Here is a 24,659-nt window from a genome sequence, read left to right as displayed (position 1 = left end):
GACCTCAGCGTAAGGCGCGTACCAGGCGATCGATCTGGGCAAGGCCGCTGTCGAGCGCCGCCTCGCGTTCCGGGGGCGACATCGTGGTGCTCAGCATCATGATCGTGCCGAGGACCTGCTCGGCGTAGAGCGCCTGGCGATACGCACCCTGCACGTGTCCCTCCTGATCGAGTCGCAGGGCATTGTCGACCGTCGTGCCGAGCACCTTGAGATCCTCGGCGACATAGGGCTGCGGCGTCCACGCCGGGCGGTCGGAGCCCGGATAGCGGCAGTAGCCGTTGACGATGTCGCCCTCCCAGTTGCCACGGGCGCGGCCGCAGTTGAACGGTGTGTCGGGCCTCCAGCCCCGGATTTTGGAGGCGCGCGCCTTCCAGGCGAGATCGCAGATGGTGGCCGATGCCGCGTCGTCGAGGCAGCGTGAATCGACTTTCGTGTCATAGCGGTGCAGCACGTTGCCCTGGGCGTCGCGCCACTGGATTTCGACCTCGACGTCCCGTCCCAGCGGCTCGCGGCGAAGCGCGTCGCGGCGCTCCTTGGGGTTGGCGTACAGCGAGCCGCGCACCTCCTCACGTGTGCGACGGATCTGCCGGGCGCTCTTCACGTCGTCCGCCCAGGGGAAGTACTCATCCAGGCGCTTCTTGAAGCGCGCGTACTCGCCGGGCGAGCGCGCGCACTGGCGCGAGAACACGTCCATGTTGTCGGGCGCCGGATCGAAGCCGACCGTGCATCGCGCTGCCGCCGCACCGTGCAGGTTGGCGCTCTTGCAGGCCTCGTCGCGACACGCCCCGGCCCGCCCCTCGAGCGCCGTCGCGGCGGCGAGGTGACATTGCGTGACGCCCTCGCGCGTCGCCGGATAGCCGTTGCAGCGCGTGCCGCTCAGCGCATTGCGCTGACCGCGCCGCCGCACGAAATCCTGCACGTCGGAGGTCGCCGTGTCGCGCTGGGCGTTGCGTTCCTTCGCCTTGGTCAACTCGTCGATGAACTGCGGCGAATCGAGATAGGACTTCGCCGGAAACGTCAGCGGCTGGGCGAGGCCGCGCGTGTTCGGAGATCCGGAGATGCCGCTCGGCGGGCCGCTCTCCCTGCCCCATTGGTCGGCGATGTTGACGAGCAGCTCGAGCAGCATGATGCCCGCCGCCACGCCGAGCGCGATCGCCGCGGCGTCGTTGCCACCGCCTCCCGCGTAGCCCGGGGAATAAGAGCCACCACCACCACCGCCGCCACCCATTCGCGGCGGCACGTAGCACTCGCCGATGTCGCTGCCGACCGGCCCGGTATAGACGTTGATCCGTCCGCCCATGCGGGCGCAGTCGCCCGCCCGCATGCCGGTGAAATACTGCTGCGCCTCGGCGACCGGCGCCGCCGCGAGGCTCGCGGCGAGGATCGCCGCCAGAGTCGTGCGCTGGAATCTCACGGCGCCGCCCCGGCCGACTACAGGTTCTCCGGATTGCCGGCGACGAGCTTGTAGGTCGGCATCCGCTTATGATGAATGATAGGGACGATCTCGTCGGCAAAGCCCGCCGCGGCGGCGTGGCCCGTTGCGATCGTTCGTGCCCATCCCGTCGTCACGACGAGAACCGCGATCGCCAACAGCACATCTCCTGCCATGTCAGCCCCCAAAATCCCGGCATCGCTTCAGTTTAGATGGCCAAGATCGCGACAGCGACACCCAAATCGGCGAGGAGGGAACTCTTCCTTACGTGTCGCCCATTGCAAGGTCGCGGACGAGTTTTTTGAGGTAGCGAAGGTGCCTGTGGACCGCGACTGACTCGCGTTCGCGAATCACACAGTCCCAGCTCGTCAGCCTGCTCGGGATTCCGTCGTTCCTGCACGGACGAAAGTAAGCTCGTGCTTGTTGTGGTGCAGGTGCATGACGCGCCCACCTGCGATCGCGGCGAAGGCGGCGGCGGTGTCGTGGTCGGTCTCGCCCTGGAACTTGAGGGTGCAGACGAAGTTCCCGACCAGCCCGGACTGGCGCCAACGCTCGACCAGGCGCAGCAGCCGCGCCGGATAGCAGACGATGTCGGAGAACAGCCAGTCGACCGGACCGACGCTCTCCGGCGCCAGCGCGAAGGCGCTCTCGCCGCGCCAGCTCACCCCCGCCATCGTGGCGACCTCGGGCACGAGCGGCGCCTTGTCGACGGCGATCACCTCCGCACCGAGCGTCGCCAGCCCCCAGGTCCAGCCGCCGGGCGAGGCGCCGAGATCGAGGCAGCGCTCGCCCGGCCGCGGCCAGCGCCCCAGCCGCACCAGCACCTCCCACAGTTTGAGATAGGCGCGGTTGGGCGGGCCCGCCTTGTCCTCGACGAAGGCGACCACGCCGTTGGCGAAGGGAGAACTGCAGCGCGCCGCGGCCAGCATCCGGTCGGGGGCCAGCAGGGTCCACGACCCGAGCGGCGCGGCGGGCGCGGCGGCGGGAAAGACGATCGGCCGGGCCGAGACGTGCGGCAGGCGATCCTGGATCAGCGCGGCGCGGCGATGGTGCAGCGGCGCGTACATCGCCCAATTGCGCTGGATCGCGCGCAGCGCCGTGGCCGCCGCGCCGATCGACGGCACTGCCAGTTCGACACAATCGTGCCAGACGTTGGCGGCCCAGGCGGCGGCGACCGGCGGTCCGTCGGCGATCAGCAGGCGGCCGTGGCGCGCGCGGGACTCGACGCCGGCGCGCCGCAGTTCCTCGGCGAGCTGCGCCTCGAAGCCCTCAGCCGCGAGATAGGCGGTCGTAGGCATCGAGCTCGGAAAGGTGGCGCCGCTTCGTCGCATCGTCGCAGAACGCCGCCTCGAAGCCGTTGCGCGCCAGGGTGACGATGTCGCCGCGCGCGAGGCCGAGCGCCTCGCCGGCCGCCAGGTAGTTCTCGTTCACGTAGCCGCCGAAATAGGCCGGGTCGTCGGAGTTCACCGTCGCCTTCAATCCCAATTGCAGCATGTGCCGGAGCGGATGGTCCTTCATGTCGGGCACGCCGCACAGCCGGAGGTTCGACAGCGGGCAGACCGTGAGCGCCATCCCCTTGCGCACCAGCCGCGCCACCAGCGCCGGATCCTCCAGCGCATGGTTGCCGTGGTCGATGCGATCGACCTTCAGGAGGTCGAGCGCCTGGCGGACATACTCCGCCGGCCCCTCCTCGCCGGCATGGGCCACCGCCTTGAAGCCCAGCGCCTTCGCCCGGGCGAAGACGCGCTCGAATTTGGACGGCGGATTGCCTTTCTCCGACGAATCGAGACCGACGCCGATGAAGCGCTCGCGCCACGGCAGCGCCGCATCGAGCGTGCGCTCGGCGTCCGCCTCGTCGAGATGGCGCAGGAAGCAGAGGATCAGCGCCGCGCCGACGCCGAGCTCGCGCTCGCCGTCCTTCAGCGCGTGCCACAGCCCGTCCATCACCGTCTGCAACGCGACGCCACGCCCGGTGTGGCCCTGCGGATCGAAGAAGATCTCGCAATGGCGCACGTTCTGCGCGGCGGCGCGGCGCAGATAGGCCATGGCGAGGTCGTAGTAGTCCTGCTCGACCCTGAGCACGCCCATGCCCTGGTAATAGAGGTCGAGGAAGTCCTGCAGGTTGCCGAAGCGATAGGCGGCGCGCACCGCCTCGACGTCGGCATAGGGCAGCGGAACGCCGTTGCGCGCCGCCAGCGCGACCATCATCTCGGGCTCGAGGCTGCCTTCGATGTGGATGTGCAGCTCGGCCTTGGGCATGCCGGCGACGAAGCGGGCGAGGTCGGTCATCGACCACCTATGGCGCGAGGCCGCCTCCGCCCGCAACCCCCCTCTCTTCCCCCGTCGTCGGGGGAAGTGTCGGCGTCACACGCCGACGAAGGGGGGCGTGCTAGGCCGCGGCGCTCATCGTGCGGGCGCGGTCGAAGCAGAGCTGGGCGTGGCGGCTGTTGGGCTTGACCATGCGGCGCTCGGCGGTGATCGCACGCGCGAGGCCCGGGTCGGGCAGGCGCAGCGCCGCCTCGAGCATCGTCAGGTCGAGCAGGTCGCGCTGGGCGTGGCTGCCGCCGAAGCGCGCCGCCATCGGGATCACCGGCTGCAGGCGCCGGATCGTCGAGGCGTAGTCGCCCTGGGCGAAGTCGAGCAGCGCCAGCGTCACCGGGCGGCCGACGTCGCGGGTGAACATCGCGTTGTCGCCGGCCTGCTTCATCGCCTGCTGCTGGGCGTCGAGCACCGCCTCGATCTGGCCGGGACGGCCGGCGCCGATGAAGGCCATGACGGCGTGCGCGTCGTTGAAGGCATAGTGCCCGCTCGAGGCGTGCGGCACCCAGTTGTCGGCGACGCCGTGCCAGCGGTCGCCGACCGGCAGGCCGCGCAGGTGCAGGCGCCACAGCATGGCCGAGGCGTCGATCAGGTCCATCACCACCGCCGAGCGCGCGCCGTAGATCGGCCCGTCGAACAGCTTCATGACCTCGTCGATCTCCTCGCGGTCGAGGTGATAGAGCGCGAGGTGCCACCAATTGTGGACGGCGAAGAAGCTGTCGCGGCTCCAGCCGTCGGGGTTGGCGCGCATCCAGGCGATGCCGTCGCCGGTGCGGCCCTGCATCTCCAGGACGTGCGCCACGGCGTGCTGCGCCCACGAATCGCGCGGCTCCATCTCGACCGCCCTCTTGCCGACGGCTTCGGCGCGGGCGTAGTCGGCCATTTCCTCGAGACCGAAGGCATGCATGGCGAGCAGCGCATGGTAGCCCGGCATCTGGGTGTGCCATTCCGGCAGGGCGCGCGCGACGCGATCGCGCAGCAGCCGCGAATTGCCGGTGAAGAAGTCGAGCTGATGGCCGGCCTGCAAGGCCAGCAGGTCGTGCGGATGGTCGGCGCTGACCCGCAGCAGCGCGCGCGCAGCCTCGTGCCAGCGTCCCTCGACCAGGTGCCCGAGGGCGGCGAGATGGCCCTTCTCGCGCGCCGTGCGCGCCAGCGGCGCCGCCGTCGCGACGCAGTCGCGCGCGGCGTCCATGCCGCCAGCCTCCGAGCTCAGCGCGTTCAGCCAGGCCTTGAGCAGGTGCGCCATGGCGAAGCCGGGGCTGGCGGCGATGGCCATGTCGGCCGCCGCCACCGGGTCGCCGCTGTAGAGCCGGAACAGGCCCAGCGCGCGTTCGTAGTGGTCGCGCGCGGCGGCGGAGGCGCCGCTCAGTGGATGGCCGTGGGAATCCTTGGGGGTCATGGCGGGTCCTTGCTTCGGGTTCGGGGAGGAACGGCATAGGCCCCGCCGGTTTCCCGGCCATTTCCCGGGGGAAAAACAATGTGTCGTGTGTTTCGCGGGGTTTGCTAACCTCGCCCCAAACGGAGGTATTCATGGCGAAGTTCGGCATCGGTCAGTCGCATATCCGCGTCGAGGATTCCCGCCTGCTGACGGGCGGCGGCCGCTACACCGACGACACGAAGCTGAGCGCGCCGGCCGCGCGCCTCCATGTGCTGCGCTCGCCGCACGCCCATGCCGACATCAAGTCGATCGACACCGCGGCGGCGAGGAAGGCGCCCGGCGTGCTGCTGGTGCTGACCGGCGAGGACGTGAAGAAGGCGGGCTTCGGCGACCTGCCCTGCCTGGTGCCGATCGAGAATCGCGACGGCACGCAGCGTGCCGACACGCCGCGCCCGATGCTGGCGCACGGCCGGGTGCGCCATGTCGGCGATCCGGTGGCGCTGGTCGTCGCCGAAACGCTGGAGCAGGCCAAGGACGCCGCCGAGCTGATCGAGGTCGACTACGCGGCGCGGCCGCACACCGTCGGCACCTTCGAATCGGCCCAGCCCGGCGCGCCGCTGGTGCACGACCACATCAAGGACAACATCGTCTTCGACTGGCAGATGGGCGACAAGGCGGGCGCGGACGCCGCCTTCGCCAGGGCGGCGCGCACCGTCGAGCTGCGGATCGTCAACCAGCGGCTGGTGGTGAACTCGATGGAGCCGCGCGGCGCCATCGCCGAGTACGATGCCGGGAACGACCGTTCGACCCTGTGGGTGAGCTGCCAGGGCGTGCATGTGATCCGCCCGGTCATCGCCGACATGATCCTCAAGATCGGCTCGGACAAGCTGCGCGTGCGCACCGGCGACGTCGGCGGCGGCTTCGGCATGAAGATCTTCGTCCATCCCGAATATCCCATGGCGGTGTGGGCGAGCCGCACGCTCAAGCGCACGGTGAAGTGGATCCCCGACCGCCAGGAGGCCTTCCAGTCCGACATCCAGGGCCGCGACCACGTCTCGATCGCCGAGATGGCGCTCGACAAGGACAACCGCTTCCTCGGCTGCCGCATCACGACCTACGCCGCGCTCGGCGCCTATCTCAGCCACTTCAGCGCCTTCATCCCGACGATGGCCGGCAGCTCGATGCTGGTCGGCCTCTACCAGACGCCCGCGGTCTACGTGAACGTCAAGGGCGTGATGACCAACACCGTGCCGACCGACGCCTATCGCGGCGCCGGCCGTCCCGAGGCGGCCTATCTGGTGGAGCGCTTCGTCGATCACATCGCCCGCGAGACCGGCCAGTCGCCCGACGCGATCCGCGCCCGCAACTTCGTCAAGAAGAGCCAGATGCCGTGGAAGACCTCGCTCGGCGACACTTATGACTCCGGCGACTTCGAGGGCGTGATGCGCGCCGGCATGGCCAAGGCGGACTGGGCGGGCTTCCCGGCCCGCCGCGCGCAGTCGCTGCAGCGCGGCAGGTGGCGCGGCATCGGGCTCGCGACCTATGTCGAGAAGTGCGGCGGCGGCTCGCCCGAGGGCGCGATCGTGAAGTTCAACGACGACGACACGCTCACCCTCTTCGTCGGCAACCAGACCAACGGCCAGGGCCACGAGACGGCGCTGCGCCAGGTCGCCTCGGCGCGGCTCGACATCGACGCCGACAGGATCCACGTCGTGCAGGGCGATTCCGACGTCGTGCCGCAGGGCATGACCGGCGGCAGCCGCATGGTTTCGGTGACCGGTGCGGCCACCCTGGGCGTCGCCGACAAGATCATCGCCAAGGGCAAGCTGGTCGCCGCCAGCGTGCTCGAGGCCAGCGCCGGCGACATCGACTACAAGGACGGCACATTCCGCATCGTCGGCACCGACCGCACCGTCAGCCTGTTCGAGGTGGCGAAGGCGGCGAAGGATCCGAAGCACGTGCCGGCCGGCGAGACGCCCGGCCTCGACGAGGAATTCACCCGCACGCCGACCGCCGACACCTTTCCCAACGGCTGCCATGTCTGCGAGCTCGAGGTCGATCCCGACACCGGCACCATCGACATCCTGAACTACACGGTGATGGACGATTTCGGCACCGCCCTCAATCCGCTGCTGCTGCAGGGCCAGGTCCATGGCGGCGTCGGCCAGGGCGTCGGCCAGGCGCTGACCGAGCGCACGGTCTACGACGACGACTCCGGACAGCTGCTCAGCGGCAGCTTCATGGACTACGCCTTCCCGCGCGCCGACGTGGTGCCGCCCGTCAAGTTCGACATGCACAACAGCCTGTGCACCACCAACCCGCTCGGCGTGAAGGGCGCCGGCGAAGCGGGCGCCATCGGCGCGCCGCCCGCCGTGGTCAACGCCATCGTCGACGCGATCCACGCGCACACCGGCGTCAGGCACGTCGACATGCCGGTGACCGCCGCCAGCCTGTGGGCGGTCATCCAGGCCAACCGCAAGAAGCAAGCCGCATAAGGGCGAATCGATTCCTCCCCAACGAAGTTGGGGAGGGGAGGCGCCGCTAGTAGTAGTAGCGCCGCGGCGTCGTCGCCGCGCCCACGGCCGCGCCGCCCAGGCCGCCGACCACGGCGCCCGGCAGGGCGCCGGCGCCCGTCGCCGAGCCGACCACGGCGCCGGTGCCGGCGCCGATCGCGCCGCCCGTCAGGGCACGCTCGCCCGGCGTCTCGCCGCACGCGGCGACACCCAGGGCCAGGGGAATCGAAAGAACGGCGAACCAGCGCATCATCGCAACCTCCTGTCGTTGGGATGGGGACCTGCCGCCCCAAGCTCCTCCGGGAGAAACGCGACACGAGGCCTCCGGTTTCGCGGCGTCAGGCGGCCACGCCCATCAGCAGGAGATTGTGCAATCGACGCTGCTCGGCCAGCACCGCGCACACCGCGTCGCCCGGCGAGCGGATGGGGCCGATGTCCAGCGCGGTGAACGACCGGCCGTCGTGCATCCAGGCGTAGGCCGTGTCCGTCTTGTGACACTGCGACAGCGCGAACACATGGACGTCGACATCGCACGGCGCGCCGTCGCTCCCCGCCACCCGCACCGGCACGGTCTGGATCAGCGCCGCCCTGGCCGCGGCCCGGGCTTCGACTTCGTGCTTGAGGTGTTGCAACTGAGCAAGAGGCATCCGGCTTCTCCCACCGTCGACGGGGCGGAGGATAGGGAGGCACACGACGCCGCTCTGTGCCGAAAGTCACACTGATGCGACGCTCCCCAACACCAGGCCGAGGCACCGGAAGAGCGGCGCTCGCTCGCCAACCGCACGCTGCCGCGCGACGACACGATCGGGCGTGCCGATCTTCCTCACTGTGCTCTCGACGATGAACGTGCCCGGCGCCAGCCTCAACATCTATACCCAGGTCGGGGCTGGTGACCCTGTTGGGCCTGATCAGCAAGCACGGCATCCTGATCGTCGAGGTCGCCAACGAGCTGCAGCGCCACGGCCGCCCGCGCCGCGCGGCGGTCGAGCAGGGCGCCGGCGCGCTCAGCCGCTTCAGCATGGGCCTGGTGATCTCCACCGGCATCGCCATCGGCACGCTGTTCACGCTGTTCGTCGTGCCGGCGGTGTATCTGATGCTGACGGCACGGCACGAGGCGGCGCTGGCGGCGGACGCAGGTGCGCCGGTCGCGAGAGGATAGTTTCTCTGGGCGACCTCGTAAGGTTCTTCAGGGGGTAGCGCACTAGCGCTAACTGCGGGAACTCCCCGAGGTCGATATCCACTGTCTCCTTTTCGCTCGTTCTCTTGATTCCCCTGCCAGGGCGATGGCAGGCATGCCCCTGCAGTTGTGGCACACGTTGTTCATACAACATCGTACGGCCCTTGTCCAGTCCTTCTACGCCGCGCCGGCTCCCATCGAAGCGAGGTTGCGCAGGCGGACCTGTTCGGCCCGCACAGCGCAGACCGCGTCGGTCGGCGAGCGGATCGGGCCGATATCGAGAGCGGTGAACTCCCGGCCGCCGGCCGTCCAGGCGTAGGCCGTGCCCGTCAGGCGGCAGTGCGACAGCGCGAAGACATGGACGTCGACGTCGCACGGCTCGCCGCCCTGGCCGCCGACGCGCACCGGCACGGTCTGGATCAGCGACGCCTCGGCCGCGACCCGGCTCTCGACCATCCGCTTGAGGTGCCACGCCCGACCGGAAACCATCCCGCCTCTCCCGCACTCTTTGCGGCGACGGTAAGGGCGCGGGCGGCGGGCGTCTGTGCTGGAAGTCACAATGGGGAGAGCAGCTGCCTCAAGGTCCATATCTGAGTCGGCGGATGGTCATGAGCTAGCGCAAAAGCCGGTATCGAGAACGCTTGAGAGTTAATGAACTCGACAGCTCCCATTGACTGTCGCCGTCCTCCGCAGTCATCATGCGAACTGAGGGGCGTGTTCGGCGAACTTTGGCCGCTAGGGTGACATCCCTGTGACGTCTGCATCCCCCACAGATAGCGACCCAACCGCAAATGATAGCCATTACTGGGGATAACCCGTATCTCTCCTCGGATAGGGGAAGTTTTCTCCTAAGTACATGATTTGAAAGGGTTTTCGCAAAGAATGGCGTGGAGTTCACCATTGGTTGGGGGCTCTACTGATGGTTGCTTGAACCTCCTAGCTTGCAAACAGCAACTGTTTACGATACACGAGCGTTTATCAGGTGATGCGCCTCGCGCAATCGCCTTCGCTCGTTGCTGGGGAGCCACGGATGTCTGAACTGAAGCCTGACGTAAGAGAAGCACGCTCTCGAGGCGAGTCGCTTTACCGTGCGTTTCAGACACACATGGATCGGCTCGCAACTGAAGGTCTTGTCGACTGCAAGATGAAGATTTCTGTCGATGAAGATACTACTGCAGCCGGCGTTGTACGAACGCTCACCAACGTCTTTCGGCTACGTGCTGAAAGCAAAGGTCGTCCGCTGCGCTTTGAGTAGCTAGGCAGCACGCCTCCTTCTTCCTAAGTCCTGCCAGTCAGTCCCCGGGGGGAGGGCGTCTTGGCGATCTCTGTTCGCGCCATTATGGCGTTCTTCGTTGAGTTCGAACGAGCCATCACTCAGATGGCGACGCCGGGAGTGATGGAGTGTCGTCAGCGGGATCCGATGGCGCTGCTTAAACTGTTCCGAACATATTCCAACTGCGAGTTCGAGACTCAGCAGTTGGATTTCACTCAAGGCATAGACGTAGACGCTCAAGACGCCGCGAACCCTTCGGCGCAGGTAGATAAACCTGCCGAAATTTGGAGTTTGGTTCTCAACTTCGGTACGAGAGCTGAAATCTGGGTAAACGACCGCGTCAAATTAGATGGCAAGAAGCTCGTAAATCGGTGCCATCGCCGCTTCCTTGTAATGAAGGAAGCATTTCACGTCATTTTGCGAGACGAGCTGATTCGCAATGGATCGGGGCACCCCGATACTGGAAGGCCCGAGAAGCTTGTGACGTTGACCGAAGAGCTGATCTATCTGCCCTTCTCCATAATCGATTTCGATAGCCCAGAGTACAGCGATAGCGTCAAAGTCGAACACGCGGCCGAGTTGCTAGCGTTCCTAATGTTGTATCCGTTTGACTCGTTATCCGTCGATCGCGCCAGTTTCCTGAATGGAGATTCCACAGGCGTGGGACGCTTCGACAAGCCAGAGGTGATAATCGCCAGTACACTAGACTTCGCAACGGAGTACCTAGTCCCTCGGCGCTACGTCGACCTACTATTCCGCTGGCATCGATTCAATCAACTCTACGTAGTCTATCGCCAGTTGCGCGATCGCTACACGGCCTAGTTAGCTACCGAGCTCGACCACAGAATGGTCCAGCAAGGGACAGTCACTAGCAGTCTCTCAAGAGCTGAGATCGCCAATGCGCTAAGCGGAGGTCTGTGGGCCTACAGATCGAGCGCGGCATTCAACCGACTAAGGCAGTCGCTTGGCCCAGACGACCGCCTCCTTTCCCTCACGGGCGAAGAAGTGTCCGGCCGAGACCTCAGCCTGCATGATCTATCGGATATACACTTCACGGATTTTCATTTTGAGGATGCTCAGTTTGGAAAACTGCGGAATGTAGAGTTTGCAGGCTGCACCTTCGCAAACTGCGAATTTGTAGGCAGTAGCGTCGCGCACCCAACTTACAGAGGGGGAGGCGAACTCGAAAATGTAGTCTTCTATCAATGTGAGTTGCGCAATACGCATTTTGAACGTTGCCGACTGAGCGATGTCCAAATCGCGAAGTGTAGGTTCGATGCCCCGGTGCGTTTCACCGAGTCAAAGGTGCAGCGCACGTTGAAGATTCTCGAATCAGGTGATGCCAATACTCTGCAGAACTTGCCTGATCTAGAAATGAGGGCGGCCTGGAATGACACGCTAGTAACTGATGTCACTGTAAGGCCAGCATTCGGCCTGGATTGGGCAGCGATTCGTACTCTTGCCCAGTTACCTTTCTTGCAGATCTCTCTAGTGGGATTGACCCTTCTCGTTGCTCAAATTTTTGTGGTCGACTTATTGTTTAGCTTGGCTCGTTGGCCTGAGCAATCCTGTCGAGAAATTCAAACAATTCTAGCCCAGTACGCGCCTCCCGAACTGCATAGCAAGTTGGGACTAGTATGCAACCGCCTTGACCGTGTTGCTCTGCTGCAATCCGTCGGGTCAAGCCTGATTGAAGCCGTCGCACTATTCGCGTTACTGTTTGCCGCTGCACTGATACACAAGATTGCATCGCCGAGTGAGATACTTGAGTATTCATACAATCAATGGCGAATCGACAACCAAAGGCTCGGCTTGTCATACCGGATGCTTGCGCAGAGACGGCGGCGCTGGCTTTGCATCACACTAGTCCTCTACACGTTAGCAACTTGCATCTTCCTGCATCTTCTTGGATCGAAGCTGGTTGCGATAATAGATGTCCTAAGCAAGGCTCTCTGATACCGAGCTCACGCTAGAGAACTCGTTGATGCACGTTGGTGGTTAAAATTATCCCACACTCCCCAACACCACCTCCCTGAGCACCCGCAGCGGCGGCATGCCCTGGTCGGGCGTGTCGTAGTTGCCGGCGGTGATCGCGATCACGAGATCGATCCCCGGCAGCAGCCACAGCCGCTGCCCGCCGTTGCCGTAGGCGCCCCAGAAGCGTTCGAGCCTGGCGCGATGCCACGGCGGGCTCTGCGGCACCTGGAAGCCGAAATAGCCTGAGTACCATTGATAACCATAGCGCCGCGTCTCGTCACACACCGCGATCTCGGCCGTCGCGCGCCGGATCCAGTCGTTGGGCACGACGGCCGCGCCGCCCACGCCCTCGCCCTTCTCCAGCATCATCTGGCCGATCCTCGCGAGGTCGCGCGGCGTGAGCCTCAGCCCTGACGCGGCGAACTCGCGGCCCGTGCCGTCCTTCAACCACTCGCTGCGCTCGATGCCGAGCGGGCCGAACAGCGCTTCCTGCGCGAACGCATGCAGGCTCTGTTTGGTGCCGTCGGCGATCAGCTTGCCGAGGATCGCGGTGCAGCCGCCGTTGTAGACCCAGCGGCTGCCGGGATGGAACACCAGCGGCCGGTCGAGCACGTAGCGGAAGCGGTCGGCGGCGCGGTCCATCGCGATCTCGCTGTTGTTGGGATCGGTGTAGGGGATCGAAAGCTCGTCCCACTCCGTGCCGAGCGTCATGGTGAGCACGTGATGCACCGTCCAGCGCGCGCGCTGGCTGTCCTGCCACAGTTCGCCGTACTGCGGGAACAGCTCGGCGAGCTTCGTCTCGGGCGGCGGCACCTTGCCCCTGGCGAGCGCCGCGCCATAGAGCAGGCCGACGATGCTCTTCGATACCGAGCGCAGATCGTGCAGCGTGTCGGGCCCGAACCTGACCTGGCCGAGCGGGCGGCCGCGGCTGTTGTCGTTGCCGGTGAAGTAGCGCTCGAGCACCAGCTGGCCGTTGCGCACCACCACCACGCCGTGGAGGTTCGTCGCCCGCCTGTCGGCGATCAGCCTGTCGAGGCGCTTCTCCATGTCCGGCGCGAAGCCCGCCTCCTCGGGCGTGATCCTGGTCCAGTCCTGCGCCTTCGCACCCGTTGCCATCAGCGACGCTCCCGCTCCCGCCAGCAAACCCCGCCGCCCGATCATCGTTCCTCCGGCTGGCGCCACAACCGGGTCAGCGGCCCGTCCCGTCCATACACCGGATCCTGCTCGGGCAGCGGCACGCGCGCGACCGAGGCGATCGCCGCCGCGCGATCAGCCGCGCGGTCCGCCACCCGATCAGCCGCCGGAGAGGGTGTGGCGTGTGCGGCGTCGCCGCCGTTCGCCGGATAGGCGCCGACCACCAGCAGGTCGGCGCTGGCGGCGATGCGGCGATGGCCGACGCCGGCCGGCAGCACGGCGACGTCGCCCGGCCCCAGCTCGACCGTCGCGCCGCGCGCGCCGCCAAAGGCGACCCGCGCCGTGCCGCGGGCGATGCCCAGCACCTCGTGCGCGCGCAAGTGGAAATGCTCGAAGGCGAAGATGCCGTTGCGCCAGCCGTGGCCCCAGCCGTGGCGCGCGAACGCCGCCTCGAACGCGGCCGCCGGATCGCGCAGGCCGTCGGTCGGCACCGCGCCGCGATAGAGCAGCAGCGGCAGGCGCGGGTTGTTCGGCGTCGCGCCGTCGTCGGCGAACAGAAGGGCCTGCGGCTCGATGGACATGGCCCGCACTTTCGTCCCCTTGCCGGATTCCGGCAAGGGGAGGACAAGAAGCGCCGCATGTACCAGCCCGTCCCGCCCGACTATTTCGCCCGCCGCGGCTTGCGGCGCTACGCCGGGGCCGCCTCGCTGTGGGCGCTCGGCGTCGGCGCGGTGATCTCGGGCCACTATTCGGGCTGGAACCTCGGCCTGCTGGCGGGCGGCTGGGGCGGCTTCGCGCTCGCGGCCCTGCTGGTCGCGATCATGTATGTCGGCCTGGTCTTCAGCATCGCCGAGATGGGCGCCGCGCTGCCCCACACCGGCGGCGCCTATTCCTTCGCCCGCGCCTCCCTGGGTCCGTGGGGCGGCTTCGTCACCGGGCTGTGCGAGAACGTCGAGTACGTGCTGACGCCGGCCGTCGTCGTCTCCTTCCTCGCCACCTATCTCGCCGCCGTGCTGGGCACGCCGCCCGCCTGGCTGCCGGCCTACTGGGTGGCGGGCTATGCCGTGTTCGTGGCGCTGAACGTGCTGGGAGTCGAGCTCTCCTTCAGGGTCACCGTCGCCGTCACGCTCGCGGCGCTCGCCTGCCTCGCGGTGTTCTGGATCTCGGCGCTGCCGGTCGCCGACTTCCGTCGCTTCGCCCTCGACATCGGCGCCGGCCCGGACGGCAAGCCGGTCGCGCTGGCCGGCGGCGACGGGCCGCTGCTGCCGTTCGGCCTGACCGGCGCGCTCGCCGCCATGCCCTTCGCGGTTTGGCTGTTCCTCGCCATCGAGCAGCTGCCGCTCGCCGCCGAGGAATCGCTCGAGCCGAGCCGCGACATGCCGAAGGGCATCGTCGCCGGCTTCCTCACCCTGGTCGTCTCGGCCGGGCTGATCCTGTGGCTCAATCCGTCGGTGGCGCCCGGCGCCTTCGCGCTCGGCGGCTCGGGCGAGCCGCTGCTCGACGGCTTTCGCGCCACCTTCGGCGAGCCTCTCGCCAGGGCGCTGGCGCTGGTCGCCTGCGTCGGGCTGATCGCCTCGTTCCACACCATCCTGTTCGCCCAGGGCCGGCAGATCTACTCGCTGTCGCGCGCCGGCTATTTCCCGCGCTTCCTGTCGATCACCCATCCGCGCCACAGGACGCCGCACGTCGCGCTGCTGGCCGGCGCGGCCGTCGCGCTGGCGCTGATGTTCGCGCTGTGGTTCGCCCTGGGCGCCGAACGGGGCGGCGCCGTCATCCAGGGCATGCTGCTCAACATGGCGGTGGCCGGCGCCATGCTCTCCTACCTGCTGCAGGCGGTGAGCTTCATCGTGCTGCGCCGGCGCCTGCCGCAGCTGCAGCGGCCCTACCGCTCGCCGTTCGGCATCGCCGGCGCCCTCGTCACCATCGCGCTGGCCGCGCTCACCCTCGTCTTCCAGCTCCTCGACCCGGTGTTCGTGGCGGGCGTGCTGGGCGTCTGCGCCTGGTTCGCGCTGGGCATCGCCTGGTTCGCCCTCGTCGGCCGCCATCGCCTCGTGCTGTCTCCCGAGGAGGCGTTTGCCCGGGATGCCGCCGGCGCGACGCCGGCCGATCGGACGAGGTCGTGATGCCTCTTCGCTGGACCATCGATTCGAAGGAACGGCTGGTGACGGCGGTCGCCGACGGCGCCGTCGAGCGCCGCGAGATGGAAAAGTTCCTCGACGACCTCGCCGGCGCCGGGGCCGATGGCTACCGCAAGCTGTTCGACGGCGGCCACGGCGAGGCGGCGATGGGTCTCGACGACATCCTGGCGCTCGGGATTCGCATGCGCGGCATGCATGCGGTCCACGAACCGGGGCCGCTCGCCGTCGTCGTTCCCTCCGAGACCGCCCGGTACGCCCGCGTGCTCGGCATGCTGGCCGCCGCCCGCCGCCCCATGCGCCTCTTCACCGACGCGCGATCGGCGCGGGCCTGGCTCGACGAGCCGGCGGTTCGGGAGTGGCACGCGGGACACCAAGGGGTAAAATCTACCTCCATCTGGAGGTTATGGATTGCTTTTCTCCATACTTTTAGTCATATGGGCACCTTGGGAGAGGGATCTTGTATGGACAGCAAGTCCGGGATCGCCAAGCTAATGGCGGCCGGCTGGTACGAAGTTGGCCAGAAAGGGAGTCACATCCACTTCAAGCATCCGACCATCGCCGGAAAGGCGACGGTCCCGCATCCCAAGAAGGATCTGCCACTTGGTACGCTCAGGAGCATCGAGCGACAGACCAGGATCAAGTTGCGCTGAGAGCTTTGCCCTCGCGATCGCAAGACAGGAGAACACGATGTCGGCCTACTACGTCGCCATTCTCGAGCAGAACAGCGGGGGCGAATTCTTCGCCCACGTTCCCGATTTGCCGGGCGTCAATGCGGCCGGCGCGACGCGCGCCGAGGCCTTGAGCTTCGCCATCGAGTTCGCCAACGACTACGTGCGGGACCTGGTCGAGGACGGTCATCCCGTCCCTGAGGCGCGGGAGTTCGACCAGATCGAGACGGACCCCGAGGTCGAGGAAGTCGGTCGCGCCCTCATCCCGGTGGAAGTGCCGGGCAAGAGCATCAAGATTTCCCTCTCCATCGACGAGGCTCTGCTGAAGCGCGTCGATCGCGCCGCCAACGAGCAGGGTCTCACTCGCTCGGCTTACTTCGCCTCGGCGCTGAATACCCGGCTGCGCCCCTTCTCGACGGAACCAATGGCCGCTGAAATGGGCCCCGTCGGTACCCGGGGCTCCTCCCCTCGGTTGCACGGCTTCGGAGAGGCTGCCGCGGCGCGCTATTCCTCTCGGCCGACAGCCGACGCGACGCTCAGCCGATGCATCGCAGACTCTCTCGCCAACGCCGGCGTGCACATCCATATCGGCGAGCGGCCTGCCTCCTCGGAAAGGTGGCATGAAACGCCCGGGAAGCCGAAGGGCCGAGGTCGGCGCTCATGAAGACCATCAGCGGCCGATGGAACGACGCGCCCGGCGCGGTCACGCTGATCGACGCGCACCACCATCTGTGGGACCTGAAGGCCAATCGCTATCCCTTCCTCACCGACGCGCCCGAGCCGCATTTCTTCCTGGGTGCCTACGATGCGCTCAAGCGCGACTACCTGCCGGACGACTATCTGCGGGATGCGAGCGCCCACAACGTGCTCGCGACGGTGCATTGCGAAGCCGAGATGGACCGCGCCAAACAGGTCGCCGAGACCGAATGGCTGACCGGCGTGAACGCGCGCCGCGGCTTTCCCGGCGCCATCGTCGCCCATGCCTGGTTCCACACCGACGATGCCGGGGAGATCATCGCCGCCCAGGCGCGCTTTCCGCTGGTGCGCGGCATCCGCTCCAAGCCGGTGACCTCGCTTCGCCCCGATGCCATGACCCCCGGCGCGCCGGGCACCATGCAGGACGAGAAGTGGCTGCAGGGCTTCACCCTGCTCGAGAAGCACGGCCTGTCGTGGGATCTGCGCGTGCCCTCGTGGCATCTCGCGGAGGCGGCCGAGGTGGCGCGCCAGTTCCCGCGCACCGCGATCGTGCTCAACCATACCGGCTTTCCGTGGGATCGCAGCGAGGCGGGCCTCGCCGCCTGGCGCCGCGGCATGGAAGCCGTCGCGCGCCAGCCCAACGTCCACGTCAAGGTCTCGGAGTTCGGCCTCAAGGACAGCGCCTGGGACTACGAGTCGAACCGGCGGATCGTGCGCGAGGCGATCGCGATCTTCGGCATCGAGCGCTGCATGTTCGCCAGCAACTTTCCCGTCGCCGGCCTCAGGATCGACTACGACACGCTGGTCCGTTCCCTCGACCGCATGCTGGCCGACCGCTCGCCGGCCGACCGCGAGCGCTTCTTCTGGAGGAACGCCGCTTCGTTCTACCGGCTGTCGGTGCCGGGCTGAATCACTGCTCCGTCCGCAGGCGGCTGGCCTGCACTATCAGGATCGCCGCCAGCGGGACCGCAACGCCGAGGAGGGCGACCGTTATCAGGAGCCAGCCGAGCTCGCCGTAGTCGGCGGCGGTCGCGATGGCGCCGGTCGCGGGATCGCGGACTTCCCGCGTCACGACGAAGATCTCGTTGAGGTACCGGGTGAGCAGCGCGCTGGCCGAGAGGGCGAGATTGGTGAACGACGCCATCACCGCGAAGAAGGTCGCCTTGAGGTTGACCGGCGCGTTGCGCGCGATCCAGGCCAGCAGCGGGATCATCGCCACCTGGCCGAGCGGCGATTCCAGCGCCGTGTCGATGATGGCGATGAAGCGCGCATCGACGACGCCGCCGGTCCACGCCGCCGTCCAGTGCTGCACGCCGTAGTACAGGCCGATGTTGGGCAACGACAGCACGCCGAAGGCGATGGTCAGCAGCGCGACGATATGGGCGATCGAGCGGCTCGCCATCAGCGGCCGCAGCACGACCAGGCCGGCGAGCGTCAGCACCGAGGTGATCAGCGACAGCACCGAGAGGAACTGCTGGTCGAAGCCGAGGGCGTCGATCTGGAACCAGGTGGCGCCGGGCCCCGGCTGCGGCATCGCGCGGAACACGAAGATGACGATGGCGGTGCCGATCAGCGGGCCGCGCAGGTCGGGCGCGAGCTCGAACAGGAGGCGCCGGATCAGGAACACGACGATCGCGAGCGAGCCGGCGAAGATGATCTCCTGCGCATGAGGGACCTCGGCGACGCCGGTCGCCACGCTGAAGACGACGAAGGCGGCGCTGCCGCCGAGGATCAGCCAGTTGGGCCTGACCTTTTCCGACGGGGCGAGGACGGCCGCCTCGATCTCCGCCTCCGCGACGCCGCTTGCGCGCAGCCGTCTGGCGCGCCGGCGCAGCGTCAGCGATCCCAAGGTCACGCCGGCGACGGAGACGGCGGGGATGAACAGCGCCAGCAGGTAGATGTCGGCATAGATGGCGGCCTTCTCGGCCTCCCCGAGCGCCTCGACGCCCTCGAACATCACGACGTTGACCGCCGACACGGCGACCGTCCCGCCGATGATGGCGAAGCGGCCGAGCGTCTGCATGGTGGTGTGCATGGCCTTGATCTCGGGTTCGGCGAACGGCCTTCCGTCCGCGTCGAACCGGGGCACCGCCTCGACCGTCATGGCGTCCGCCACCACGTCCTGGACGACGTAGCCGACGGGCGCCAGCAGGACGGCGAGCACGTACCAGGCCCCCGCCGGCAAGATCGCGGTCATCGTTCCGGTGTGGGCGATCAGGGCGTACATGATGACGACGCTGGCGGCGATCAGCCCGGCGCCGAGCCAGACCAGCAGCGCCTTCCAGCGCCACATCAGGTCGACCAGATGACCGAGCGGCATCTTGAGCGCCCACGGGATGCCGGCCCAGAAGGCGAGCCCGGCCAGGAAGGCGGCCGACAGGCCGAGATAATCCTTCACGAAGAAGGTGCCGACGATCGCCGTCAGGCTGGAGATGCCGGCCGCCAGGTAGACCATCAGCGGCGGCAGGTAGGACCAGCGGAGCTGCCGGCCGAGATCGACGAAGGTGATACGGAACCACACGCCGACGCCGGCGGCGACGGCCGCGAGGACGCCGGCAACGGTGGCGCCCGTGCGGCGAAGGATCTGCCAGACCGGAGACGAGAGCAATGCGGCCGCCTTGCGAGAGATGCGGTTCGGGTTCCCGAAGCAGAATGGCCGAGGTCGGTCGGCCGGGCGACTCTTCGCTTTGGCAGGTCTCCCGCGTCGACCGATCGACCTTGATCGAGGTATGGAACTGCGTCTCCTTCCATCCCCTCACGGCGAGGAAGGCGTCGAATTTTCGCGACAGGACCGAGCGGTTGCCGCCGCCGATCACGACTCCTCCGTCCTGAAGCGGAAGGCCCGCAGGCAACCAATGACGTCGTCCACTTCGCCGGCTTGGCGGTCTTGAGGACGCCGAGCGTAGCGGGTGAATTCGCGCCAGTCGACAAATTATGACTGTACAAAACATTGACACTTCATTCGTTTCATCCTACATCGGCCTTCCCAACCATCACAGGGAGGGCCTCATGCCCCTCGCCGAACAGCACGCCAAGCTCCTGGGCATCGCGCCCTTCGCCCCGCTCGACCGCCGCCTGCTCGAGGGCGGCCGGCCGACGCCGGCGCCCTTCCCGCTCGATTTCCTGCCGCCCGCGTGGCGCGCCTGGGCCAGGGCGGTGGCGCGCGCCTGGGTGCCGTTGGACTTCGCCGCCCATGCCGCCCTCGCCGCCGCCTCGGCGATGGTCGGACGGAACCTCCAGGTCGACATCACCACGCAGTGGGCCGAGCCGCTGCTGCTCTGGCAGGCGCTGGTCGGCGGCCCGTCGAGCGGCAAGTCGGCCGCCATGACGGCGGCGCTGCGGCTGGTCGACACCGTGCGGCCGAAGGCCGACGAGGCGGCGAAGGCGAAGGAAGAGGACGGCGACCCGGTCCTGTTCGTGCTGGGCGATCTCGACATGCGGCGCGCCGCCGCCCTCAACGCGGCGAGTCCGCGCGGCCTGACGCTGTGGCGCGACGACCTCGTGGAGTGGCTCGGCTCGGCCGCCGGCGACGCCGCGCTGCGCGACGCCTGGCGGGCCGCCTGGAGCGGCCACGACGCGACCCTGCGGCATTTTCCCGGGCCGCTGCCGATGGAGATCGCGGGCTTCGGCCTCGGCATCCTGGGCGGCCTGCGGCCCGAGCGGCTGCCGGCGCTGCTCGACGAGGACGGCGGCGAGGACCTCGCCGCGTGCTTCCTCTATGCCTGGCCCGAGCCGGCGATCGGCGGCGGCCTCGATGCGGTGCCGGACGAGGACACCATCTCCCGCGCGCTGCGCCGCCTGCTCCATTTGCCGCCCGGCCTGCTCGCCTTCTCGCCGGAGGCGCGCGCGCTCTTCGAATCGCTGCTGCCCGACTTCCGCCTGTCCATGCGCGCGGCCGACGGTGTCGAGGCGGCGTGGATCGGCAAGGGCGCCAACACGCTCGCCCGCCTCGCCGGCCTGCGCAGCGTCATGGAATGGGCGGAAGGCGGCTCGACCGCGCCGCCGACCGTCATCGACACGCCCCATCTCGAGGCGGCGTGGGCCTTGTGGATGGACCACCTGCTGCCGAACGCGCGCGCCGCGTTCGACGGCATCGCCAGCGAGCGCGACCGGCTGGCGCGCCGCGCGGCGCTCTGGTTGAAGCGCCAGGCGTCCGACGACGTGTCGCGCGAGGCCATCAGGCGCGAAGCGCTGAGCGAAAGAGTCAACGCCGAGCGGACGGACGACATCATCGTCCGCCTCGAGAAGGCGGGCGTGCTGCGCCGGGTGCCGATGCCCGAGCGCGACGGCAATAAAGGACGGCCGCCTTTGCGGTGGCAGGTCAATCCGGAGTTATCGCGGTAGATTTCCGCGATTTCCGCGATTTCCGCGACTGCACTCCGCACCACGTCACCTCGGCTTCCCCTCGCGCGCCGCTTCCGCGAGGTCGGCCTCGACCGCCTTCTCGAAGCGCGCGAGGTCGGCGCCGGAGAGGCGGGTGCGCCCGAGCCCGCCGTGCTTCATCGGATCGACCGGCCGGCCGTCGACCACCAGCTCGAAATGCAGGTGCGCGCCGGTCGAGCGGCCGGTGTTGCCGACATAGCCGATGACCTGGCCGCGCTCGACCGCGGCACCCGCCACCGTGCCGGGCGCGTAGGCCGAGAGGTGGCCGTAGACCGTCGCCAGCCCCGCGCCGTGCACGATCTCGATCCAGTTGCCGTAGGCGCCCTTGTAGTGCGCGCCCAGCACCACGCCGTCGGCCGCGGCATGGACCGGCGTGCCGGGATCGGCGACGAAGTCGACGCCGGCATGCAGGCTGAGCGCGCCGCGCCGCAGCACCGAGCGTGTCGTCGGGCGCGTCGTGGCGCCGCCCGGCGACAGGCCGAGCGAGATGCCGAGCGGCGTCGCCATGTTGACGTTGCCTGGCGCCGGCGAGGCGGCGGGCCGTGGCGCCGGCCCCATGGCGAGCGCGCTGCCCGATGGCTGGTCGAAGGGATCGGCGCGCATGCCGAAGCCCGACGAGACGCTGATCGTGTCGAGCGGCAGGCGGATGGCGGTCGCCTCGGTGCCCTCGCCCGAGGCCAGCCAGAACGCCTCGCGCGCCGCGCCCGAGGCGCGGAAGCGATGGATCGCCACCCGGCCCTTGCGCGCGCTCGCCACCTCGAGCCAGAGCACGCGGCCGATGCCGGTCGGCTGTCCGTCGAGCGTGAAGGCGCGCTCGTGGCGCACCCAGAAGCGGTCGCCGTCCGCGGTGTCGCGCGCGACGTCGAGCGTCGCGGTGAGCGCGCGCAGCGGCTCGACCAGGGCGGCGCGCGGCACGCCCGCCGCGGCCATCGACTCGGCGAGCGAGCCGGCGATCCGGCCCGAGGCGTTGGAGCGGCGCGTGAAGGGCAGGTGCTCGCGCGCCGTCGCGGGATCGGCGCCGAGCACGCGCTCGAGCGCGGCCTCGGCGCGGAGCGGCGTGACGGCCGCGGCGGGCGACGCGGCGATGCAGAGCGCGGCCGCCACGACGGCCCACGGCGCCATGTTCATCCGACGATGTCTAGGACCCCGCGCGCGCCGCGCGGTGTGACAAGGAGGTGACTACTTCTCCGGCTTCGGCCGCCACTCGCGGATCAGGCGCTCGGCCTCGGCGAGCTGGGCCGCGCTCATGCGGGCGCGCAGCGCGGCGCGGTCGCGGATCGCCTGGTCGAGACGGTCGGCGTTCTTCGAGGTGTAACGCGCGATGGCGAGGCTCAGCCACTTGTAGGCCTGCACGTCGTCGCGCGGCGGGATGCCCTCGCCGAAGCCCAGCATGAAGCCGATGTTGTTCTGCGCCCGTGCATAGCCCTGCTCGGCGGCGCTCAGGTACAATCTCGCAGCCTCGGTGTGGTTTCTCGGCACGCCCTCGCCGCTCCAGTACATCGCGCCCAGCAGGGTCTGCGCCTCGGCGTTGCCGGCGGCGGCCCAGCGCCGCCAGATCTCGACCGCGGTGTCGAAATCCTTGCGCTCGTAGGCCCCGGCGGCGCGCCGCATGTCGGCCTCGAGGGTTTGTGCGTAAGCCGTGCACACGATCGTCGCGCAATTCATCACGACTGCCGCTATGATCGCGCCAATGACCCGTCTCGGTTTCACGCGGCTGCTCGCTGTCTTCCTGGTGGCATTCTCGCCCGGCGCCACAATGGCCCAGGCGCCGGACAAGGTCGAGATACTGCTCGACTGGAAACCGCTGCCGACCTTCGCCGGCTTCTTCCTCGCGCGCCAGCTCGGCGCCTTCGAGCGGCGCGGCCTCGACGTCACCTTCAAGGAGGTGCAGGGCGCGCTGATGTCGGCCGAGGCGATCGGCAAGGGCGATCCGTTCTGGATCGGCTCGTCGAGCGGCATGGCGACGGCGATGGGGCGCGCCCGGGGCCTGCCGATCAAGAGCCTCGCCGTCTACTACCGCGAGACGCCGAGCGCGATCTTCAGCCGCGCCGAGGATCGCATCGCCCATCCGCGCGACCTCTACGGCAAGACGCTGGGCGTGGTGCCGGGCAGCATCACCAACGACGAGGTGCGCGCCATGTTCGCCATCAACCGGCTCGACCTCGGCCAGGTCAAGCGGGTCGAGGTGAAGTGGGATCCGTTCGATCTTCTCGAAAAGAAGGTCGACGCGCTGGTCGACTACGAGGAGATGACTCCGGCCGAGCTGCTGTCGGAAGGTCGCCGCCTGCTGGTGCTGCGCCTCTCCGACTTCGGCGTGCGCACCTACAGCCTGAACCTGATCGTCAACGAGGAGGCGTTCAAGGATCCCAGGAAGCGCGAGATCGCGCTCAAGATCGTCGACGCGGTGCAGGAGGGCTACTCGATCGTCAAGGACCGCCCGTCCGACGCCTCGCTGCACTTCTCCCGCATGTTCCCGCGGCTCGCCCCCAATTACGTCGTGCGCGGCATGGTGACGGTGGCCCAGCAACTCGGCCATCCGCCGATCGGCGTGCAGACCCGCGACGGCTGGGACAAGACGCTCAAGCTGCTGGGCTCGCTCGACCTGCTGGCCAAGCCCATCACCGTCGAGGAAATCGCCAACTTCGAGTAGGCGCCGTCCGGCGAAGGCGCCGCAAACGGCGCCCCGAGCCCGACCGTGGCCACGCCTTCCTCCCGCCGGCACCTTATTCAAACGGCGGGCGGCAGGCTATATTCGCCGCCCGTCAGAGGAGCGGCAATATGCAGGAACAGAAGATCTTCGGCCGGCGCGAGGGCGCGGTCGGCCACGTCGTGTTCAACAACCCGGCCAAGCTCAACGCGGTGTCGCTCGACATGTGGGACGGCTTCGTCGGCATCCTCGAGGATTTCGCCAGGGATGCCGGCATCAGGTGCGTCGTGGTCAGCGGTGCCGGCGGCAAGGCCTTCGTCTCGGGCGCCGACATCTCGAAGTTCGAGAGCGAGCGCGCCAACGCCGAGGCGCAGGAGCGCTACGACGAGATTTCCAGGCGCGGCTACGAAGCGCTCTACGATTTCCCCAAGCCGACCATCGCGCGGATCACCGGCTACTGCATCGGCGGCGGCATGAACCTCGCGGCCTGCTGCGACATGCGCTTCTGCAACGAGGGCGCGCGCTTCGGCGTGCCGGCCGCCAGGCTCGGGCTGGGCTACGGCTTCCTGCGCATCGAGCGGCTGTCGCGCATCGTCGGCCTGCCGCGGGCCATGGAGTTCCTGTTCACCGCCCGGCAGTACTCCTCGAAGGAGGCCTACGAGATGGGGCTGGTGAACGGCGTGGCGGCTGACGGCGAGCTCGACGCGCTGGTCGTCCAGACGACCGACGCCATCGCCCAGAACGCGCCGCTCACCATCGCGCTCGCCAAGGCCGCGGCGCGCGAGATCGCCAAGCCCGAATCGCGGCAGGACCACGCCAGGCTCGAGGCCATGGTCAAGGCCTGCTTCGACAGCGACGACTACAAGGAAGGACGCCGCGCCTTCATGGAGAAGCGCAAGCCGGCGTTCAAGGGACGGTGACCGC

General features: G+C 68.2%; 25 protein-coding genes. 12 read left to right on the top strand and 13 right to left on the bottom strand.

Annotated elements, in window-relative coordinates; all coding sequences use genetic code 11:
• Positions 1 to 4: 4 nt before the first annotated feature.
• From KIT25_05200 to KIT25_05180, 5 genes are all read right to left on the bottom strand, one after another.
• A complete protein-coding gene (locus tag KIT25_05200) occupies positions 5 to 1,414 on the bottom strand; it encodes a hypothetical protein (GenBank protein UYN96340.1) in 1,410 nt (469 codons plus the stop codon).
• Between the two features lie 17 nt (positions 1,415 to 1,431).
• Positions 1,432 to 1,590 (bottom strand): hypothetical protein, encoded by a 159-nt coding sequence (locus tag KIT25_05195; protein ID UYN96339.1) that lies wholly within the window; start codon positions 1,588 to 1,590, stop codon positions 1,432 to 1,434.
• Between the two features lie 210 nt (positions 1,591 to 1,800).
• The gene (locus tag KIT25_05190) at positions 1,801 to 2,730 is read right to left on the bottom strand and encodes a hypothetical protein (GenBank protein ID UYN96338.1); all 930 of its coding nucleotides are present in this window, start codon (positions 2,728 to 2,730) and stop codon (positions 1,801 to 1,803) included.
• On the bottom strand, positions 2,702 to 3,721 hold the full coding sequence (locus tag KIT25_05185; GenBank protein ID UYN96337.1) for an adenosine deaminase: 1,020 nt from the start codon (positions 3,719 to 3,721) through the stop codon (positions 2,702 to 2,704). Before KIT25_05185 ends, KIT25_05190 begins: the two co-directional genes overlap by 29 nt.
• A gap of 100 nt (positions 3,722 to 3,821) precedes the next feature.
• On the bottom strand, positions 3,822 to 5,150 hold the full coding sequence (locus tag KIT25_05180) for a tetratricopeptide repeat protein (protein ID UYN96336.1): 1,329 nt from the start codon (positions 5,148 to 5,150) through the stop codon (positions 3,822 to 3,824).
• Positions 5,151 to 5,281: 131 nt separating this feature from the next.
• Between KIT25_05180 and KIT25_05175 the strand changes: the two genes are divergently transcribed.
• Positions 5,282 to 7,624 carry a xanthine dehydrogenase family protein molybdopterin-binding subunit gene (locus KIT25_05175; protein ID UYN96335.1) on the top strand — a complete coding sequence of 781 codons (2,343 nt, stop codon included), beginning with the start codon at positions 5,282 to 5,284 and terminating at the stop codon, positions 7,622 to 7,624.
• Between the two features lie 46 nt (positions 7,625 to 7,670).
• On the opposite strand, the gene KIT25_05170 is transcribed toward KIT25_05175, so the two are convergent.
• Both KIT25_05170 and KIT25_05165 read right to left on the bottom strand, forming a co-directional pair.
• Positions 7,671 to 7,892 carry a hypothetical protein gene (locus tag KIT25_05170; protein UYN97828.1) on the bottom strand — a complete coding sequence of 74 codons (222 nt, stop codon included), beginning with the start codon at positions 7,890 to 7,892 and terminating at the stop codon, positions 7,671 to 7,673.
• Positions 7,893 to 7,980: 88 nt separating this feature from the next.
• The gene (locus KIT25_05165) at positions 7,981 to 8,289 is read right to left on the bottom strand and encodes a hypothetical protein (GenBank protein ID UYN96334.1); all 309 of its coding nucleotides are present in this window, start codon (positions 8,287 to 8,289) and stop codon (positions 7,981 to 7,983) included.
• Positions 8,290 to 8,531: 242 nt separating this feature from the next.
• Here KIT25_05165 and KIT25_05160 point away from each other — a divergent pair, with 242 nt between their 5' ends.
• Entirely contained in the window at positions 8,532 to 8,801 is a 270-nt protein-coding gene (locus KIT25_05160; GenBank protein UYN96333.1) for a hypothetical protein, read from the top strand.
• A 195-nt stretch (positions 8,802 to 8,996) separates the two neighbouring features.
• On the opposite strand, the gene KIT25_05155 is transcribed toward KIT25_05160, so the two are convergent.
• On the bottom strand, positions 8,997 to 9,308 hold the full coding sequence (locus KIT25_05155) for a hypothetical protein (GenBank protein UYN96332.1): 312 nt from the start codon (positions 9,306 to 9,308) through the stop codon (positions 8,997 to 8,999).
• Between the two features lie 541 nt (positions 9,309 to 9,849).
• Between KIT25_05155 and KIT25_05150 the strand changes: the two genes are divergently transcribed.
• The 3 genes from KIT25_05150 (at position 9,850) to KIT25_05140 (ending at position 12,048) form a co-directional block, all read left to right on the top strand.
• Positions 9,850 to 10,074, top strand: coding sequence for a hypothetical protein (locus tag KIT25_05150; protein ID UYN96331.1), 225 nt, complete (start codon positions 9,850 to 9,852; stop codon positions 10,072 to 10,074).
• A 60-nt stretch (positions 10,075 to 10,134) separates the two neighbouring features.
• On the top strand, positions 10,135 to 10,914 hold the full coding sequence (locus KIT25_05145; GenBank protein ID UYN96330.1) for a hypothetical protein: 780 nt from the start codon (positions 10,135 to 10,137) through the stop codon (positions 10,912 to 10,914).
• Between the two features lie 183 nt (positions 10,915 to 11,097).
• Positions 11,098 to 12,048: a pentapeptide repeat-containing protein gene (locus KIT25_05140; GenBank protein UYN96329.1), complete on the top strand. Its 951-nt coding sequence runs from the start codon at positions 11,098 to 11,100 to the stop codon at positions 12,046 to 12,048.
• A gap of 48 nt (positions 12,049 to 12,096) precedes the next feature.
• Here the strand turns inward: KIT25_05140 and KIT25_05135 are convergent, their stop codons facing one another.
• A complete protein-coding gene (locus KIT25_05135) occupies positions 12,097 to 13,185 on the bottom strand; it encodes a serine hydrolase (GenBank protein ID UYN96328.1) in 1,089 nt (362 codons plus the stop codon).
• Positions 13,186 to 13,226: 41 nt separating this feature from the next.
• Positions 13,227 to 13,784 carry a cupin gene (locus KIT25_05130; GenBank protein ID UYN96327.1) on the bottom strand — a complete coding sequence of 186 codons (558 nt, stop codon included), beginning with the start codon at positions 13,782 to 13,784 and terminating at the stop codon, positions 13,227 to 13,229.
• 57 nt (positions 13,785 to 13,841) lie between these two features.
• Between KIT25_05130 and KIT25_05125 the strand changes: the two genes are divergently transcribed.
• The 4 genes from KIT25_05125 (at position 13,842) to KIT25_05110 (ending at position 17,614) form a co-directional block, all read left to right on the top strand.
• On the top strand, positions 13,842 to 15,326 hold the full coding sequence (locus KIT25_05125; protein ID UYN96326.1) for an amino acid permease: 1,485 nt from the start codon (positions 13,842 to 13,844) through the stop codon (positions 15,324 to 15,326).
• Between the two features lie 476 nt (positions 15,327 to 15,802).
• On the top strand, positions 15,803 to 15,991 hold the full coding sequence (locus KIT25_05120) for a type II toxin-antitoxin system HicA family toxin (GenBank protein UYN97827.1): 189 nt from the start codon (positions 15,803 to 15,805) through the stop codon (positions 15,989 to 15,991).
• A gap of 37 nt (positions 15,992 to 16,028) precedes the next feature.
• Positions 16,029 to 16,673 carry a type II toxin-antitoxin system HicB family antitoxin gene (locus KIT25_05115; protein UYN96325.1) on the top strand — a complete coding sequence of 215 codons (645 nt, stop codon included), beginning with the start codon at positions 16,029 to 16,031 and terminating at the stop codon, positions 16,671 to 16,673.
• Positions 16,670 to 17,614 carry an amidohydrolase family protein gene (locus tag KIT25_05110; protein ID UYN96324.1) on the top strand — a complete coding sequence of 315 codons (945 nt, stop codon included), beginning with the start codon at positions 16,670 to 16,672 and terminating at the stop codon, positions 17,612 to 17,614. Before KIT25_05115 ends, KIT25_05110 begins: the two co-directional genes overlap by 4 nt.
• A gap of 1 nt (position 17,615) precedes the next feature.
• Here the strand turns inward: KIT25_05110 and KIT25_05105 are convergent, their stop codons facing one another.
• Positions 17,616 to 19,313: a hypothetical protein gene (locus tag KIT25_05105; GenBank protein ID UYN96323.1), complete on the bottom strand. Its 1,698-nt coding sequence runs from the start codon at positions 19,311 to 19,313 to the stop codon at positions 17,616 to 17,618.
• 401 nt (positions 19,314 to 19,714) lie between these two features.
• On the opposite strand from KIT25_05105, the gene KIT25_05100 reads away from it, so the two are divergent.
• On the top strand, positions 19,715 to 21,049 hold the full coding sequence (locus KIT25_05100; protein ID UYN96322.1) for a DUF3987 domain-containing protein: 1,335 nt from the start codon (positions 19,715 to 19,717) through the stop codon (positions 21,047 to 21,049).
• A 45-nt stretch (positions 21,050 to 21,094) separates the two neighbouring features.
• Here the strand turns inward: KIT25_05100 and KIT25_05095 are convergent, their stop codons facing one another.
• Positions 21,095 to 22,216, bottom strand: a complete 1,122-nt coding sequence (locus KIT25_05095; GenBank protein UYN96321.1) for a M23 family metallopeptidase — start codon at positions 22,214 to 22,216, stop codon at positions 21,095 to 21,097.
• Positions 22,217 to 22,267: 51 nt separating this feature from the next.
• The gene (locus KIT25_05090) at positions 22,268 to 22,756 is read right to left on the bottom strand and encodes a sel1 repeat family protein (GenBank protein UYN96320.1); all 489 of its coding nucleotides are present in this window, start codon (positions 22,754 to 22,756) and stop codon (positions 22,268 to 22,270) included.
• 22 nt (positions 22,757 to 22,778) lie between these two features.
• Here KIT25_05090 and KIT25_05085 point away from each other — a divergent pair, with 22 nt between their 5' ends.
• On the top strand, positions 22,779 to 23,738 hold the full coding sequence (locus tag KIT25_05085) for an ABC transporter substrate-binding protein (GenBank protein UYN96319.1): 960 nt from the start codon (positions 22,779 to 22,781) through the stop codon (positions 23,736 to 23,738).
• A gap of 128 nt (positions 23,739 to 23,866) precedes the next feature.
• The gene (locus tag KIT25_05080; GenBank protein ID UYN96318.1) at positions 23,867 to 24,655 is read left to right on the top strand and encodes an enoyl-CoA hydratase/isomerase family protein; all 789 of its coding nucleotides are present in this window, start codon (positions 23,867 to 23,869) and stop codon (positions 24,653 to 24,655) included.
• The last annotated feature ends 4 nt before the right edge of the window (positions 24,656 to 24,659 follow it).

It is taken from the genome of Enhydrobacter sp. (genome assembly GCA_025808875.1).
Lineage (GTDB): Bacteria > Pseudomonadota > Alphaproteobacteria > Reyranellales > Reyranellaceae > Reyranella.
This window is presented reverse-complemented; position numbering and strand designations above follow the sequence as displayed.